The organism is Paenibacillus sp. FSL H7-689 (assembly GCF_000517905.1).
Taxonomy (GTDB): Bacteria; Bacillota; Bacilli; order Paenibacillales; family Paenibacillaceae; genus Paenibacillus; species Paenibacillus amylolyticus.
The window spans coordinates 1-17092 of sequence record NZ_ASPU01000012.1 but is presented as its reverse complement, the minus strand read 5'-3'; the positions used below and the strand labels follow the sequence as shown (position 1 = coordinate 17092).

At 44.1% G+C, this 17092-nt stretch carries 19 protein-coding genes; 13 read left to right on the top strand and 6 right to left on the bottom strand.

Annotated features, from left to right (window positions below; genetic code table 11):
- Positions 1-210: 210 nt before the first annotated feature.
- Positions 211-744: an MOSC domain-containing protein gene (locus C170_RS07580; protein WP_036607978.1), complete on the top strand. Its 534-nt coding sequence runs from the start codon at positions 211-213 to the stop codon at positions 742-744.
- Positions 745-838: 94 nt separating this feature from the next.
- On the opposite strand, the gene C170_RS07575 is transcribed toward C170_RS07580, so the two are convergent.
- Complete coding sequence (locus C170_RS07575) at positions 839-1576, bottom strand: WecB/TagA/CpsF family glycosyltransferase (protein ID WP_036607975.1); 738 nt, start codon at positions 1574-1576, stop codon at positions 839-841.
- Positions 1573-2112 carry an SUKH-3 domain-containing protein gene (locus tag C170_RS07570; protein ID WP_051447061.1) on the bottom strand — a complete coding sequence of 180 codons (540 nt, stop codon included), beginning with the start codon at positions 2110-2112 and terminating at the stop codon, positions 1573-1575. Before C170_RS07570 ends, C170_RS07575 begins: the two co-directional genes overlap by 4 nt.
- Positions 2113-2337: 225 nt before the next feature.
- On the opposite strand from C170_RS07570, the gene C170_RS07565 reads away from it, so the two are divergent.
- A complete protein-coding gene (locus tag C170_RS07565) occupies positions 2338-2787 on the top strand; it encodes an SRPBCC family protein (RefSeq protein WP_036607973.1) in 450 nt (149 codons plus the stop codon).
- Positions 2788-2964: 177 nt separating this feature from the next.
- The gene (locus C170_RS07560) at positions 2965-4494 is read left to right on the top strand and encodes a methyl-accepting chemotaxis protein (protein ID WP_036607970.1); all 1530 of its coding nucleotides are present in this window, start codon (positions 2965-2967) and stop codon (positions 4492-4494) included.
- A gap of 139 nt (positions 4495-4633) precedes the next feature.
- On the opposite strand, the gene pyk is transcribed toward C170_RS07560, so the two are convergent.
- Complete coding sequence (gene pyk, locus C170_RS07555) at positions 4634-6049, bottom strand: pyruvate kinase (protein ID WP_036607968.1); 1416 nt, start codon at positions 6047-6049, stop codon at positions 4634-4636.
- A gap of 112 nt (positions 6050-6161) precedes the next feature.
- Here pyk and C170_RS07550 point away from each other — a divergent pair, with 112 nt between their 5' ends.
- Positions 6162-6941: a helix-turn-helix transcriptional regulator gene (locus C170_RS07550; RefSeq protein WP_036607966.1), complete on the top strand. Its 780-nt coding sequence runs from the start codon at positions 6162-6164 to the stop codon at positions 6939-6941.
- A 134-nt stretch (positions 6942-7075) separates the two neighbouring features.
- On the opposite strand, the gene C170_RS07545 is transcribed toward C170_RS07550, so the two are convergent.
- Positions 7076-7747, bottom strand: a complete 672-nt coding sequence (locus C170_RS07545) for a phosphatase PAP2 family protein (protein ID WP_051447060.1) — start codon at positions 7745-7747, stop codon at positions 7076-7078.
- Between the two features lie 304 nt (positions 7748-8051).
- Between C170_RS07545 and C170_RS07540 the strand changes: the two genes are divergently transcribed.
- The 4 genes from C170_RS07540 to C170_RS07525 all read left to right on the top strand — a co-directional run bounded on the left by C170_RS07540 (position 8052) and on the right by C170_RS07525 (position 10230).
- Positions 8052-8840, top strand: a complete 789-nt coding sequence (locus tag C170_RS07540) for a CPBP family intramembrane glutamic endopeptidase (RefSeq protein ID WP_036607964.1) — start codon at positions 8052-8054, stop codon at positions 8838-8840.
- 141 nt (positions 8841-8981) lie between these two features.
- Complete coding sequence (locus tag C170_RS07535) at positions 8982-9218, top strand: DUF6953 family protein (RefSeq protein ID WP_036607962.1); 237 nt, start codon at positions 8982-8984, stop codon at positions 9216-9218.
- Positions 9219-9613: 395 nt separating this feature from the next.
- Entirely contained in the window at positions 9614-9814 is a 201-nt protein-coding gene (locus tag C170_RS07530; protein ID WP_017691122.1) for a cold-shock protein, read from the top strand.
- A gap of 188 nt (positions 9815-10002) precedes the next feature.
- Positions 10003-10230 (top strand): cold-shock protein, encoded by a 228-nt coding sequence (locus tag C170_RS07525; protein WP_017691121.1) that lies wholly within the window; start codon positions 10003-10005, stop codon positions 10228-10230.
- A 245-nt stretch (positions 10231-10475) separates the two neighbouring features.
- On the opposite strand, the gene C170_RS07520 is transcribed toward C170_RS07525, so the two are convergent.
- Entirely contained in the window at positions 10476-10823 is a 348-nt protein-coding gene (locus tag C170_RS07520) for a hypothetical protein (protein WP_036607959.1), read from the bottom strand.
- Between the two features lie 164 nt (positions 10824-10987).
- On the opposite strand from C170_RS07520, the gene C170_RS07515 reads away from it, so the two are divergent.
- Entirely contained in the window at positions 10988-11722 is a 735-nt protein-coding gene (locus tag C170_RS07515) for a class I SAM-dependent methyltransferase (protein WP_036607956.1), read from the top strand.
- A gap of 58 nt (positions 11723-11780) precedes the next feature.
- Here the strand turns inward: C170_RS07515 and C170_RS07510 are convergent, their stop codons facing one another.
- A complete protein-coding gene (locus C170_RS07510; RefSeq protein WP_036607955.1) occupies positions 11781-12425 on the bottom strand; it encodes a GntR family transcriptional regulator in 645 nt (214 codons plus the stop codon).
- 323 nt (positions 12426-12748) lie between these two features.
- Between C170_RS07510 and C170_RS07505 the strand changes: the two genes are divergently transcribed.
- The 4 genes from C170_RS07505 to rocF all read left to right on the top strand — a co-directional run bounded on the left by C170_RS07505 (position 12749) and on the right by rocF (position 16567).
- On the top strand, positions 12749-13570 hold the full coding sequence (locus C170_RS07505) for a transporter substrate-binding domain-containing protein (RefSeq protein WP_036607952.1): 822 nt from the start codon (positions 12749-12751) through the stop codon (positions 13568-13570).
- Between the two features lie 23 nt (positions 13571-13593).
- Entirely contained in the window at positions 13594-14250 is a 657-nt protein-coding gene (locus tag C170_RS07500) for an amino acid ABC transporter permease (RefSeq protein WP_036607949.1), read from the top strand.
- Positions 14251-14391: 141 nt separating this feature from the next.
- Positions 14392-15612 carry an ornithine--oxo-acid transaminase gene (locus C170_RS07495; RefSeq protein WP_036607947.1) on the top strand — a complete coding sequence of 407 codons (1221 nt, stop codon included), beginning with the start codon at positions 14392-14394 and terminating at the stop codon, positions 15610-15612.
- Positions 15602-16567, top strand: a complete 966-nt coding sequence (rocF, locus tag C170_RS07490; protein WP_081745882.1) for an arginase — start codon at positions 15602-15604, stop codon at positions 16565-16567. The genes C170_RS07495 and rocF overlap by 11 nt, the downstream gene beginning before the upstream one ends.
- Positions 16568-17092: the final 525 nt, after the last annotated feature.

Below are 17092 nucleotides of genomic sequence, written 5' to 3'. Positions count from 1 at the left end.
TGTTTGCAACAAGAACGGAAAGAGCAAATTTGATTTGTAACAATTTAATTGCGTATTATTTAAATTATTTATTGTTTTCCAGTTGAGTTATGATGTTGAAATTAAAAAATGGTTACAAAGCTAAGCATACGCCGATTGTCGACAATCCATTCATTGGGTAATAATGAACAATAAAGAAGTAATATTGCTCAGGAAAGGGAGGAGATTACTATGGGAACAGTTCAATTCGTCATGTTGGCTGATGATCCATCCACATTTGTGACCCGAGTTGTACCTTTTATCGACATTGAGCTTGCAGGAATTCCGGGTGACCGTCATTATGGTCTGCTTCGTCCGGCGGACTCACGTCAGAAAATCTACAAGCGTGGCACACCGATTGCGAATCGCCGCCAGATCAGTATTGTGTCTGAGGAAGAATGTGCTCTTATTGCTGAGAAAATGAACATTCCTGAAGTGCGTCCAGAGTGGCTTGGTGCCAATATACTGGTTCGTGGCATTGATCGATTGACGGAACTGCCTGCTGGAACGCGGCTCCTATTTCCAAACGGGACAGGGTTAATATGTGAAGGGGAGAACCTTCCCTGTGTACATCCGGGAAAAATGATTGAACAATTCTATGAACAGGACGGTTTGCGCAAAAAATTCGTGCCTGCGGCTCGCAAAAAACGTGGAATCGTGTGCTCGGTTGAACGGGAGGGTGTAATTCATACGGGGGATACCATAGAAGTCATTTACCTGTCCTGATTTTCAGGACAGGTTTCTAATTGATCAGCCCTCGGCGCTCACCATGCGGATGTCTAGAGTGTAAGTATTCCTCTGGTGTACTGCTCATCTCACATTATTTAGGTTCTCTGAACAACAATGCCCGCACAGCAAAACGGGGTAAAATGAGTTGCCTGCGCCATCTCGAAGGTTGACTGAGGAGGCGATAGAGCCATTCCAGGTTAAGCTTCTGCCATATCGCAGTGGCACGTTTGGTTTTGCCAGCCACGATATCGAGACTGCCTCCAACACCTATGGCTACACGAGCGTTCAACTGGTGGCGATACTTGTTAATCCAGTGTTCCGCATGGGGGGCGCCAAGAGCCACGATAAGAAAGTCTGGTTGAGCAGTACGAATCTCTTCCACAATCTGTTGTTCCTCATCTGCCTGGAAATAACCATGGTGTCTACCTTTTACGATAACTCCGGGGTAACGCTGCGCAATGATCTTTACTGCCTGTTCACTGACGCTTTCCTCTGCTCCCAGCATGTAGAATGACCAGTGTTTTTGATCGCCTTCCTCCAATAAACGAAACAGCAGATCACAACCGGTTACCCGTTCGGTCAATTGTCCGCCCCGAAAACGGGATACCATCACAATACCGGCACCGTCAGCTGTGACCAACCCGGCTTGATCAACGACTTTGCGAAGAGAGGCATTCTTTTGACAGGACATAACAATTTCGGGATTACCTGTGATGACATGGAAGAGTTCATTGCTTTCCTGATCTACGACTTTATCAAGGATCGCAACGGTTTGATCCATCGTTACATTGGGAAAAGGGATGCCCATAATATTCGTTGATTGGCTCATATCTCATTTCCTTTCTGATTCCATCCCATGAGTGAATGGGGAACAAGCTTATGCATGTGAAGTTCATGTATCATACTGTCAATCAGATTATCGAATGCATGTACGTTTGGATCATAGTCGTGTAACAGATACAGTTTGCCCGAACGGCCAATGGCTGTGACTGCGGAATAGTAGTATCTGGTTAATCCAAGACAATAACAATCTTCATTAGCGTATTTCAAGATCGAATGCATCTCTGTGGAACAACGTAGTGTCTCTTCAGCATTCGGAATAAAATGAACTTCATATTCATGCCAGGGGCTTTCAGCCAGCACTTCCCCGGAGATGTGGCTATAGTATTTAAAATATATAATTTCATCTATTCCCCAAAACTCTTCTAGAAACGATCGGGCAGCCGGAAATAAATCTGCGGATGTAGGGCACTGCTCTATGTATGCCGAGATGTCAACGCATCGGTTCTCATACCAACCCGCTTTCTGCAGCAACTGAATCATTTGTTGATAGGGTAACAATGAGAATTGTGACGTTCCAGTCATATTGAACAACTCCTGTTATTTCATTCCAGTTTAGTATATCTGATCTTCTGGGAAAGCACTATATGGGCGCAATCCATTTGGATTATGGTATTACATTCCCGAAAAATAAAGAGCTTATATTTTACCTGTTGTCGCGTTTTTACAATACGGCCTTTGGGGTATAACGATAGGATAGGAGTGCGAGGTTGGCAGATCGCTTATCCAATACATAAAGGGAGTGAGTCCATGGAACTGAAATATGAATTCTATATCAATGCAAGACTGGAAGAGGTGTGGAATGCTCTAATATCACCAGACGGCACTCGGAACAGCTTTTTCGGCAGCGAACTTCGCACCAATTTCCACCCAGGCCAGCCGTTTGCTTATGTAGGGCCGGGTAATGATGGTGCGGAGACTGTCCATGTGTATGGAGATATATTGGAATTTGAACCGTTGTCCAAACTTAGTTATCAGGAGCATCCCGGACCGTCGTACCATGCGAATCATGCCGAGCTTCAATCCAGAGTGGTCTTCCAGTTGGAAACTGTAGGTGAGTGTACGAAGCTGACGCTGATCAATGATCAATTTACAGATAACCATCCTTCCATTGCGAATGCACAGAGCAGCTGGTGGATGATTCTAAGCAGTATCAAAACTTGGGTGGAGACGGGGAAAACACTGAATTTTGGCTGGTAGCTGGGAAGAGGTAGTCATTTAAGATTTATTTTCATAAAAAATAAAGGCAATTAATATAAGAACCAGTGCTGTTTCAGCGCTGGTTCTTGTTTTTATACAAAATTAAGACCATTGCTCTACACTTAATGTCTGATAATGTCGAAATATATATCATATGAGCTAAGAGGAGAAATGAGCATGTTTCGTAAACGTACTGAATCGACCAAACACCTTCGTACAGATGCGCATCAGAATTTACTGGAGTATAGTCGTAAACTGGTAGCAAACGCAGAAAAGGGCAACTATGACGCAGGGATTGAAGATGGCATTGAGTTTCAGGATACTGATGAAATAGCTAGTAATATCAAAAAAGCAGTACATATGATGAAAGCTCAAAACGAAGACGTGGAAATGCGCCTTAGAATGCTGAATCAGGCAATGAATGTGGGATTATGGGAATCAAAAATTGTTGCTGGTGATCCACTGGATAACAATAATATCGTCGCATTTTCGAATGAATTCCGCCAAATGTTAGGCTTCCATAATGCCAAGGATTATCCCGATTCATTTGCAAGCTGGGCCAAATCGATATATCCGGATGACAGACCCCAACTGGTGCAGGAGATTATGAAACATGTGAATGACACAAGAGCAACAACTGCCTATAACGTCATCAGCCGTATGATTACAAAAAGTGGAGAAATCCGCTGGTTCCGATGCCTTGGACAAGTCATCCGAAATCAGGCTGGAGTTCCGGTCAAACTCCTGGGCATCATGTTTGATATTCATGAGGAGAAGAGCAAGTCTGATGAGCTGGAAGCACTCGTCACCCGATATGATCTGGTTAACCGCGCCTTGGTGGAGGCTCCGTGGGATATGACCGTTGTGGCTGGAGATGTAGTTAATCCGAACAATGAATTTTGGTGGTCACCCCAGTTCCGTAAAGAATTAGGGTTTAAAGACGAGCAGGATTTCCCGAATGTGTTCAGCAGCTGGAGCAGCCGACTTCATCCGGAAGACCATGATCGGACGATCAACGAATTTGCCAGACATATGAACGATTACAGTGGTCGTACGCCGTACGATCTGGATTATCGTTTGCAGCGTAAAGACGGGGAGTATCGGTGGTATCACGCGGGTGGGGAGACCATTAGGGATCAGGATGGAGTACCACTCCGTGTAGCTGGAACCATTCGAGATGTCACCCATGAGAAGAATAAGGAGCAGATCGTGGAAGCCATGAATCTGAAAACAAAACAATTGTCGGAGTCCATTGGCGAGATGGTACGTGGAATCAACTCGATTACCGATCAGGCACAGGATCTGGTTACTGCACAGGAGTTATCTGCTGATGCGGCTATTCAAGTGAAAAGCAGTGCAGATGATACGAAGAATATCACCGTGTTTATTCGAGAGATTGCCAGTCAGACCAATCTGCTGGGGTTGAATGCAGCAATTGAAGCTGCACGAGCGGGAGAGCTGGGACTGGGATTTGGCGTCGTTGCAGGTGAAGTGCGGAAACTGGCTGATCACAGTTCGGAGGCCACAGTAAATATCGAAGATAGCATGCAGAAAATGAAAACATTGATTGATCAGATTCTTGAACATATCGGTAATATGTCCACGTTAACACAAAATCAGGCTGCCCTGACACAGCAGGTAAATGCTTCAATGGATGAGATCAACACCATGTCACAGGATCTGGTTAATTACTCGAGGAATCTATAATCTCGAAGCCGTTTGTTATAAAATCGCGATCATTGGCAACAACATCAACAAAAAACCACCGGGAAGCATTTCTGCTCCGGTGGTTTTTTGTATTTCTATTTTATAGCTAAAATGTATAGCTTCAGTTTCAGCTATTGAATTAAACTTGTTGAACTTTGATCAGGTTTGTATTACCGGATTGACCGATTGGAACACCAGCGGACAATACAATGATGTCACCTTTTTCAATGTAACCAGTTTTGATTGCGTTACGCGTAGCCGATTCGAACATTTCATCCGTTGTCGTTACTTTGTCGCCCATAACCGGAATGACACCTGAGAGCAGGCAGATTTTCGCCAATACTTCTTCATGTTGTGTAACTGCGATGATTGGTGCTTTTGGACGATACTTGGAGATCATACGTGCTGTGAATCCACTCTCAGTCGAAGTGATGATTGCTTTTGCATTCAGTACGAGGGAAGAACTTACAGCGCCCTGACTGATAACTTCAGTAATATCAGCGATCTGTTGAGCCGATTTTTGTGCGAATTGCTCTTTGTAATCGATCATTGTTTCAGCACGGCGAGCAACAGCAGCCATCGTGCGCACGGATTGTACCGGATATTTACCAGCAGCTGATTCACCGGACAACATCACAACGTCAGCACCTTGAAGTACAGCATTGGCCACGTCACTAACTTCGGAACGAGTAGGGCGTGGGTTCACTTGCATGGACTCCAGCATGTGTGTAGCTACGATAACTGGTTTACCCGCGCGGTTACATTTATCGATCATTTCTTTTTGCATCATTGGTACGTCTTCGATCGGAACTTCAACCCCGAGATCTCCACGAGCTACCATGATGCCGTCAGATGCTTCAATAATATCGTCCAGGTTGGTCATACCTTCCTGGTTTTCGATTTTGGAGATGATCTGTACGTGATCTACACCGCGTTCTTTCAGAATGCTGCGGATTTCACGGATGTCATCACCTTTACGAACAAAGGATGCTGCGATAATTTCGATATCGTTTTCGATCCCAAATCCGATGTGCATAACGTCACGCTCGGTTACACCTGGCAATGTCGTTTTGATTCCTGGCAAGTTAACCCCTTTGCGTGGTTTCAGAATGCCGCCACTGATGATTTTACAATGGATATCGGATCCTTCCACAGACAGTACAGTCAGATCCACAAGGCCATCATCGATGAGGATACGATCGCCAGGTTTCACAACGAGGTTCAGTTCTGGATAGTTTACCGAGATACGCTCAGCGTCACCAAGAATTTCTTCGGTAGTCAGGATCAGTTCTTTACCCGCTTGCAGATGGCAGGATGCTTCTTTCAGTTTACCGATACGTACTTCCGGCCCTTTGATGTCCATCATGATCGGTATATAGGTGTTCAGTTCGGAAGCTGCTTTGCGGATATTGTTAATGCGTGTAACGTGATCTTCCAGTTCGCCATGAGCCATGTTCAGACGGGCAACGGTCATACCTTCCTGAATCATTACTTTTAACAATTCGATTGAGTCACAAGCAGGTCCCATGGTACAAATAATTTTTGTTTTTAACATGCTAATTTCCTCCTCATATTTAAGCTTATATGTGTATTGTAGCGTTTTCTGTCGAATCAGGGTATGAACTATAGTACAATGATTAGAGTATAGTCCGATAATGAGGTGTGTTATGGTCACTCCACTTGAAGTACGACATATTAATGGTGTCGGTTGGTACGAAGAAGCTGTGCAATCTCAAGAAACTTGGCGGCTTAGTTTGGTTACTTATGGAAAATGTGTATATTGGGTGAACGGTGATAAACAGATCATGGAAAAGGGTGAATTGCTCCTCATTCCAGGTGGTACCCCATATTACGGCAAGAGTATTCCTACAGTAACGCACACACAGATTGTAATTCAACTGCAACGCGACCATACTGAAACTCTGCCTGCACTGGAACGGTATGAGGCTTTGCGGCATAAACCTGGATGTTATGAGCTGATCCATCAACGCATGAGCGCTATTTATCAACAATGGCAGGAGCGTCCGTCTTATTATGTCATGATGAGCCAAGCCTTATTGATGGAAGTGTTGATTTATATGAACAGGGAGCTTGATCGTGGAGTTATCCCGCCGGAGAGGCATAATCATGTTGAACGGATGAAGCGATATATTGAGCGGCATTATCGGGAGAAAGTGACGAAGGAAGAACTCGGGGACGAGATCAATAAAACTCCCAATTATGCTGCCGCATTATTCAAAAGCATGACAAATCAGACCATCAGTCAATATGTCCATGATCAACGGATGAAACGAGCCATATATCTGCTCACTGAGTCACAACTCTCCATCCAGGAAATTGCCGAATTTCTCGGCTACCGGGACCTGTCTTATTTTTACCGCATATTCAAACGTATAACCGGAAGTCCACCGTCTGACCTTCTTCATGAACGTCCACCTATAGCATGAAACGCGTACTCCAACCCAAATAAAGTTCTTCTATATAAGTAGGTTTAATTCAATGAGTACAAAAAAAGAGGGCCTATGCCCTCTTTTGCTGTATAGCAGGATCATCATCCCACCTGTTACATATATATATGTCGTTATACATGACTGCTTGGGTTAGAGGCTGTGAGTGGCTGCTTGCCTTTTTTTCGTGCCTGCCCAAGACGAAGAGCAAAGACATGTACAGTCCAATACGCTCCCTCAGCAAACAAAATGCCTCCAGCGATGTCCAGCAAGGAATGCTGTTTTACAAACACCGTTGAAGCAATAATCAACCACAGCCATACCGACCAAGAAATCCGTGCCAAAGGCTTAAAGTTCAAGTGTCTGTTGATCACAATAAACAGCAAGTAGCTGGTCAGAACGTGAACACTTGGGAAACAGTTGAAGGGCGCATCATTGGTATAGATAAACTGTACTAACACGCTGCTCAGATCAGTTCCGCCGATCTCCGGGCGCGGGACATGGGTAGGAAACACCGCAAAACAGACATTGGCAGCCATGACACCAACATTATAGGTAATCAACGTACGCCAGAATAGCGACTTGTTCGTCAGACCCAGATAGAGAAATCCAAGATACAGAATGGGCATCCAGCTAATGTACGGATAAATAAATTCTTTGAGAAAAGGAATCTGTGTGTCAATCCAAGCATAATTGTAGAAGACATCACTTCCGGTGTTGCTGCCTAGAAATACGTAAATGGAGCCTTGGAGCGGTATGCACAGAATAGCCAGTAAATGCCCCCAGCGCTGAAAGAATGCTTTCATAGTATCCCCCTGATTTCATTATGCATTGTGAAACTATCGTTATGGGTACTTCATAGATATAAGACGCTGAAGAGTCGCCACACCCCTGCAGCATTGAACTCTTGTAATACTATAATGGACAGATAAAGGTATAAGCCATACCTGATTTTAGGGGAAAAGAAGTCAGGATAAGTCTCTTTTTTGTTACTTTTATAGTTTTACCCATAATAGGAATATTCAATATACGGATAATGTGATACAACTATATTGGCATATAAGTTCTTATGACAACGGAAAACATAAATGAAACGAGGTAGGCAAATGTATGATTAATCCGCAAGCCAAGCCAAAACATTCCTTTTCCGAGCGGAAACCTGTACTCACCGTTGTGATTATTGAGCTGCTTCTCCTGTTAGCCGTATTTGCAGCAGGGGCCATTGCAACGATAAAACAACTCGACTACACTTCCCCTGTACTCATTTCCTTTACACCCATCGCCATTGTTCTGATGATCTATCTGACGTTAAGGCGCAAGTGGAGAGAGACTGGCTTCCGATCTTTGCGAAGTATCCCAGCTGGCCATGCAAAGTATTATATTCCACTACTCCTTGTACTGGGTACACTTGCCCTGAAAGGATTTGGGGAGCTGAGCTTGTCACGAGTAGCCTTTTTCATCTTTTTTACCTTGCTCGTAGCTTTTGTTGAGGAAACGATCTATCGGGGGCTTATTTTCAAAACATTGTCTCAAAAAAGTGCAGTGGCCGCAGTTGTGACCTCCAGCATCTTGTTTTCGATTACACATCTGTTGAACGCATTGTCTGGTCAGGATATGACGGATACGATCATACAATTGATCTATGCGCTGCTCCTGGGAGCTGTACTTGCGTTATTGATGCTGAAGAACGGAAATATTGTACCGCTTATATTGTTTCATTTCATACATAATCTGATTCAATTTCTAGGGAATGATCTGGAGGACACAGGTACACTTCCTTACGATCTGTTTATACTGGCAATACTGATTGCTTACTGTGCATGGTTAGTGTGGAGCATTCGAACAAATTCGTCTATTCCATCCAAAGGGAGTGAGCAAGTGAATACGGTTGTCCATTAAGGGTATTGCTTGAAAGTAGTTATCATACAGTTTCCCGTCAGCAGTTGGATCATGGTATACTTCAGTCTGGCGGGAAGACAGATATGTTCATGATACGAGGTCTGCCTATCCGTACATTAGGTTTAGACAGTAGGTGATATAGTGGAGAAGACAGCACAAGGTGTAGCAGAATGGATGGTACAGGAGATTAAATTCACAGGAACACTTCATCAGGAAGCTGCCATAGAATATGTGAAGACCCATTTTGGTGAAGAGTTTGTTTTTGTGAACGAGAACGGCAATACATCATTGTCCAAGGAAGTGAAGAAAGCTTTCCGAAAGCTTCATCGTGGGCAGATCGCCTGGGATCGGGATGCATTTATGTGGGCATGGACATAGTGTGTTATACTGGAGTAAGATGATTCATTGGTTGTGTTGGATATGCATGTCAGAATGTTATATAAAAAATGTATAAGATGGATTAGATCTGCATATCCTTTCATAAGACCGTACATAAGCGGCCACACACATAAGTGTGATAAACCCTGTCCCCGCGCGTGTTAATAACATGTATTTCCAAAGCTGTTTGAAAAGAAAATACAAAGATTTGCTTTTTTGCTGAATTGGAGTTATAATAAAAACAAGTTGTAGAGAGTGGAAAACCTAATTCATATATTGTAAAGGGCGATCACTTATAGGTTTATGACTGGTACCTTTTTCAATGTGTGAATTTTTATTTGCTTGCTGCAAAGAACAAAGGAACATGTTAATTTTTATTTGGAGGTGTAATTCACATGCAAAACGGAACAGTAAAATGGTTCAACGCTGATAAAGGCTTCGGTTTCATCGAAGTTGAAGGCGGAGAAGATGTATTCGTACACTTCAGCGCTATTACAGGCGACGGCTTCAAAACTCTGGACGAAGGTCAACGCGTACAATTTAAAATTGTACAAGGAAACCGTGGTCCTCAAGCAGAAGAAGTTGTAAAACTGTAATTAAAGCATAGCTGCCTTTAACATGTTAAAATGGTAAAGGCAGCTTCTTTTTTTTGATCAGTTATATAAAAGTCGACCCATTAGTTGACGAGGCAGGAGTCCGGTGGGACGTGAAACTTCCGCTAAGTGTAGGCTTCTGTGAAATAACGTCGGTTAGATGTTTTTCCATAACAAAGGGGGTAGAAGTCATGTATAATCGCAAAAAACCGTTGGAAGAGATTCCACAAGCTGATGCGGCAATCTGGGAATGTACGAGTGATACGTGCAAAGGATGGATGCGGGACAATTTTGCGTTTGATAACGTACCTACTTGTCCGATATGTGCTTCTGAGATGGTCAGCACGACTAGGATGCTACCATTGCTTGAGAATTCGAATAGTAATCTGAAAACGATGCCTAAAGGAAATCGGATTTAACATAGCTTACCCGCCTCTAACGAGGTGTTTTTTTTTAAGATCAAACAGACACCCTGTGCGAAGGTAAGGGTATTAAATATGAAGTTCCCGGCATTCGTTTTGGCGAATGCCTTTTTTTGTATCATTTTTTAACAGAAAATATAGTGTAATTGACGTGAATCGTATGAAAAAGATAAAGACCCTTTTCGCTATAAGCAAAAAGGGTCTTTGTTATGACTACAATTTTACCACGATCAGAATGGAATTTAGATGAACAGGAATGGCAGCAGAAACAATGTTGTTACCAGAGCCAGATCGATTCCCGCTCCATAGCCGTAACCCCCACCGTATCCTCCGTATCCATATCGACCGTATGCCGAAGATTTAACTTTTTTTGTTACAACAGCGTTTTTCTGGCTGCTTTTCACCAACTGCTGTTTGGATTTGACTGAACACAGCCGTGGTCCCTCGAAACACCCGTTCAAATAAATTTTGCCATCACGACATTGACTAAGCGTACCATACATATGCTTACCGTCGTTCATAACGAGACAAACGGAACGTCCAACGTGCGGAGAAACCGTTTCTTCACATACCCGATTAATTCTGTACATGCAAATCCTCCTCATTAGATGCGGTTGCCGCTTGAATTCAACGGTTTGTATATCATAGTAAAAAGAAGAGCAATTGGTATGGACGAGTACCCGGAAAATCGAATGGGGAGGAGCCGTTTTTGAATCTGCTCCATACACTGGGAGAAGTGAGGAGGGGATGTCGCGTGGATTATCATGACATGCTGGCTCGGTTAGGGGAGGGAAGTGCCCATCCTGGAGGATTTTTAGCAACACTGAAGTTGCTGGATGGCTTATCTCTGCCTGTGAGTAATCATATTCTTGAGATAGGGTGCGGCACTGGGAGGACTGCGTGTTACCTGGCTAAAAGTGGATATCGGGTAACGGCGATTGATCTTCATCGCAATATGCTGGATAAGGCAGTTCGGCGAGCGAGACGAGAACGGGTGGATGTTCGATTTGTTCAGGCTGATGTAACATCGTTACCTTTTCCGGAAAATCATTTTGACGTGGTATTTGTGGAGTCGGTCACGATCTTCACCCCATGGCGGAGTGCACTTGCTGAGTATAGAAGGGTGTTGAAGCCCGGAGGACTTTTAGTGGATCGGGAGATGGTTCTATCAGGCCAGAAGACCGAATTGATGTGTCGTAGGTTAAAGCAATTTTACGGTATACGAACCCTGGTAACGGCCACAGCATGGAGAAAACGCCTCAAGCAGTGTGGTTTCACCAAGGTAGAGGTCAAAGAACATTCGCGATCCATGGCAAAATGGAGCGTTGATCATGATCCACATCGCGAGATCGATATGAATTGGTTTGAGGATGAACGTATGCAGCGTATGAGTCTTACCAATGATCGTTTGCTCGCGAAATACGGCAAAAAGTTGGGATATGCTGTTTTTGCGGCTATGGCACCGTTGGAGGTCAAAAACGAAAAATAGGAAAAAGACAACTCACACAATCGTGTGGGTTGCCTTTAGTTTGTTTTGACAGAACGTACTACAACATATCGTTGTCGATAATCCGCCAGTGGTGTTTAAGCAGGGCTTCCAGTTGGTTCTTATCTTTGGCTCGAAAAGCACTTAAAATTTGGCGGTGCTCTTCATTAACTTCCATCAGTACCTCAGATAGCTTTGGTTTATTATCACTAACATAGGACTGCCTTATGAAACTGTTCTTCAATGTGTTTAACATCTCAATGACTGTGGCGTTACCACATCGCTGAATGTACAGATTATGGAACTGATATTGGTTCTTGTTGTAAGCAGCAAGATCAAGCTGGCTGATATCTTCGTCCATTCGAACAACCAGAGTTTCCATCTCCAGTAGTTCGGATGGTCTGAGATGGTCTGCTGCAAGTGTGGCAGCAAGTGCCTCCAGCACACCGATCGCTTGGGAGAATTCCAGTTTTTTGCCTGCATCAAAAGGAGTGACAATAAATCCCCTGCGTGGGATGTATTGCAGCAGATTGTCTGAAGCCAGCTGGAAAAGCGCCTCCCGAGTAGGTGTTCGACTGATGTCCAGCTTTTTGCATATCTCGGCCTCGTTGATCTTCTGGTTGGGAAGCAAGGTTCCGTCCTGGATCTTCTGGGCAATGTAATCGTATACGTGATCTTTCAAGGACCGGTATTTGGGTACCTCCATACCGAATCCTCCTTTCTATGTATAGTGAATAAATAGATGGGTGTGAGGCCGTACTGTACGCGCCGTTCAGGAGTTTCAAGTTTTTATCATCTTAACACCGAGGGGGAAGTTGGGCAAGCAAACTTCATGTTTCAGCCGATGTAAATGCTATGTTATATATAGCACATTTTATGGAATTAAAGCGTATAAATGTTTAAATAATGATTGTGATAAACCAGATTATTTGTTAGTATTACTTACATTTAAGTCCATATATTGTCTTATGTATATTGTATACAAACCATTATGTTACTCATTCAAAAAAAAGAATAGGGGTATGATGTGTGAAAAAAGTGCTTTTGCCAATGATGCTGTTGTTAGTGGTTGTATTCATGTCCGCATGTGGGCAGGAAAAAACGACAGAGACCGGATCAGACGCTACTTCGTCTTCGGGCAGTAGCTCTGCGGAAAAGGAAGTCATTGTACTTGGAACCAGTGCGGACTATGCACCCTATGAATTTCATAAGAAAATTGATGGTAAAGATACCATTGTAGGTTTTGACATCGAGATTGCCAAAGCAATTGCGGCTGATCTGGGAGCCGAGCTGAAGATTGAGGACATGGACTTTGATGGCCTTCTTATGGCCCTTGGTACAGATAAGGTTGATTTTGTGATATCAGGCTTAACCCCTACCGGAGAACGAAAGAAGAATGTTGATTTTACGGATATCTACTATTATGCAGAGCAGGCTGTACTTGTTAGAGAAGGGGAAGGTACCGCATTAAAGTCCATAGATGATCTATCAGGCAAACAGGTTGGCGTGCAAAAGAGTTCCATTCAGGAAGGGATTGCTCAGGAAATAGAGGGAGCAAAGCTCACTTCTCTGGCCAAAATACCTGAGCTGATTCTGGAGTTGCAGACGGGACGTGTAGACGCACTCATCCTGGAGAAGCCGGTGGCTGAACAGTATGTGAAGAACCAAGAGGGGCTTGTTGTTGCAGGTGTGGAGGTTGAACAGGCTGAAGACGAGGGTGGTTCAGCCATCGCGGTGAAGAAAGGTAATCAGAAGCTGCTGGATCAGATCAACACTACATTGGAAAAGCTCAAAACAAACGGAGATATTGAACGGTTCGTCGTTGAAGCGAATGAGATGCTCGGCGAATAAACCGGACGAGTGAGGGATATGCCGTGAATTTAGATTTTTCCTTTCTATTAGAACATTGGCAGGATTATGCACGAAGTGCGTGGGTCACGCTTGAACTTTCCTTCTTCGGTGTATTGTTAGGTACGTTGCTGGGTGTAATCATGGCGCTAATGCGAATATCCCGAATATGGCCAATTAAATTTGTGGCATCGGCGTATATTGAACTCATTCGAGGAACACCGATGCTGGTACAGATTCTTATTATTCATTATGGTCTGACGGTTGTAGGTGTGAACTTGCCGGCATTTATGTCGGGGGTGGTAGCTCTGACGATGAATAGCTCGGCTTATATGGCGGAGGTGTTCAGGGCCGGGATTCAAGCAATTGATAAAGGACAGACCGAAGCTTCGCGCTCCCTTGGTATGACAAATGGGATGACACTTCGTTATATTATACTGCCGCAGGCTTTTCGTAACATGCTTCCAGCTATCGGCAATGAATTCATTATTATTATTAAAGATTCTTCGCTTGTCTCCATGATCGGCATAGCCGAGATTATATACACGGCAAGGACGATTCAGGGTGTTACGTTCCAGCCGCTTGCTCCGCTGCTTGTTGCCGCCGGCCTCTATTTTATAATCACATTTACACTGGCTAATTTACTCTCTTGGTTGGAACGTAGACTTTCTACTTCTCGCTAACTATGGATAAAGGATTGGATTCGAGAAAGGCTTGGATTAGGCTGGAGTGGAAAAAGAGAGATGTAGTCGTAAATGGCGATGGCATCGCATACATTGTTATTGTATTTTGTATACAATATTTTGGAAAGGTGTTGGGTGTGTATGTCAGATTCCAAAATGTTAATTGATTGGTCGGAGCGTTATGCTGCACCTAATTATCATCCGCTCCCAATTGTAATTGAACAGGCGGAAGGGGTATGGGTGGAAGACCCTGAAGGCCGCCGTTATATGGATATGTTAAGTGCATACTCTGCATTGAATCATGGTCATAGACATCCTGTGATCATACAGGCGCTCAAGGATCAGGCAGATCAGGTTACGCTGACATCACGGGCATTCCACAGCAGCTCAGCTTCTCTTTTTTATCAGAAACTCTCACAATTCACGGGGAAATCGAAGATTCTCGCCATGAATACAGGAGCGGAAGCGGTGGAGACTGCGGTGAAGGCGGTACGTAGATGGGCTTATCGTTGCAAAGGTGTACCGGAAAATCAAGCCGAGATTATCGTATGCTCTGGTAACTTTCATGGAAGAACTCTGACGGTTACGTCCTTTTCTTCTTCAGCGGAGTATAAAAAAGATTTTGGACCGTTCACACCTGGATTCCGGATTATTCCCTATGGAGATATTGAAGCGCTGAAGCAGGCCATTACACCAAATACGGCTGGTTTTCTTGTAGAGCCTATTCAGGGCGAAGCTGGAATCGTTATCCCGCCTGATGGATATTTGGCAGAAGCTTTTGCTCTGTGTAAGAGCCAGCGGGTGTTGACTGTATCTGATGAGATCCAGACCGGATTTGGCAGAACAGGTCGCCGTTTTGCCTCCGACTGGGAAGGGGTTGAACCAGACATCTGGATTATGGGCAAAGCACTGGGGGGAGGAGTCATGCCCATCTCTGCTATCGCTGCTGATGCGGAGATACTTGATTTGTTTGAGCCGGGGTCTCATGGTTCTACGTTTGGGGGTAACCCACTCGCTTGCGCCGTGGCTGTAGCAGCTCTGGATGTTCTTGAAGATGAGAAGCTTGCTGAGCGATCGGAGCGTCTGGGGAACTATTTTATGAAAAGACTTCGAGATATTCGCAGTTCAGCCATACGGGATATTCGGGGGAAAGGCTTATTTATCGGTGTTGAACTGCATGAACCAGCCCGCCCTTATTGTGAGCGGTTGATGTCTACTGGACTGCTGTGTAAAGAAACCCATGAGACAACCATTCGATTTGCCCCACCACTGACGATTAAAGAGTCCGAGATTGACTGGGCACTGGAGAGAATTGAGCAGGTGTTGATCACCAATGAGGGAGCTGACCTACATGAAAAATGATGATGATGTCCATGGTGGAATAAAAGATACTTCTATTAATACAAGTCAAACATCTGTGCGGCGTAATATTGCTATCATTAAGGTTCCTTTTGGACTTGGTGGAGCAAGAGGTGGAGCAGAGTTGGGGCCTGATGAATTGATTACAGCTGGACTGAAGCGGGAGATTGCGAGTCTGGGGTTAGTGCTTTCAAAAGAAGTGCGGGTAGATTGTCCTTCTGAACCTGCTGCCCCTATTGAGCGAAATCGTGTAAAACACTTAAATGAGGTACGTCAGGTCAGTGAGAAGGTGTGTAGTGAAGTATCAGGTGCAGTAGAGGAGGGGGCTTTTCCACTTGTGCTTGGGGGAGATCATAGTGTAGCGATTGGTACTTTTGCCGGGCTAACAGCACATTATTCGAATTTGGGTGTGATCTGGTTTGATGCGCATGCAGACTTGAATACGGAAGAACGTAGCTTGTCCGGTAATATGCATGGGATGAGTGTGGCAGCATCCTTGGGGCATACTGCATTCAATCTGTCGCACATTGCTGGAGCAGGCGCGTTTATTGATCCGTCCAACTTGATCTATATTGGTCTGCGTGATCTGGATGAGTATGAGAAAGAGCAGATTAAGGGGCTGGGAATCCGAGCATTTACGATGCATGATATTGACCGGATGGGAATAAAGCAAGTTATTGAGGAAGCAATAGCTACAGCGGGAAAAGGGACAGATGGTATTCATGTCAGCTTCGACATGGATTGTCTGGATCCGCGGGAAGCTCCGGGTGTGGGCACCCCAGTACCTGGTGGTCTGAATTACCGAGAGGCACATTATGCATTGGAGATACTTGCTTCCACAAATCAAGTTACGTCGATGGAACTGGTTGAGGTGAATCCGTTGTTTGATCACAATAGACATACGGCAAGGCTTGGTGTGGAACTGATCGCTTCCTTACTTGGTAAGCGCATATTGTAAGCACTGAGAAGTGAAACGGAATGTGTAAGCTGTACCCAAGGAATATACTTTCTTATCTATTATAGAAGGAAAGAAAACTGAGATCTCCGAAAACTAGGGCTAGTCACAATCAATTGTTCACTGCAATCGTAGTGGAAGTGGCTTCCCTGGTTATGTTTAATGGATATGTATATTAGAAGCGCCGTAATAAGGATGCTGAGAGTGATTTCTATAATACAGGAGCGTCAGATTACATATTGTGCTGATGATGTGGGTTGATTATCATTTTTGAAAAAAGACTTGCAATTGAAATCTGTACATGATATATTCTAATTCCGGCCAAGAAAACATGGTTTACACGGTGCGGCAAGCGAATGAAATAAGCTTCGAAAGAAACTTAAAAAAAGAGCTTGCAAAGTTGGTTCGGGCATGATATTATATAAGAGTTGCTGAAGAGAACGACATTCAGTAACGAAACAAGTTTGATCTTTGAAAACTGAACAACGAGTGAGTAAACATTCTGCTTGCAGAATGAACGCGAAAGTT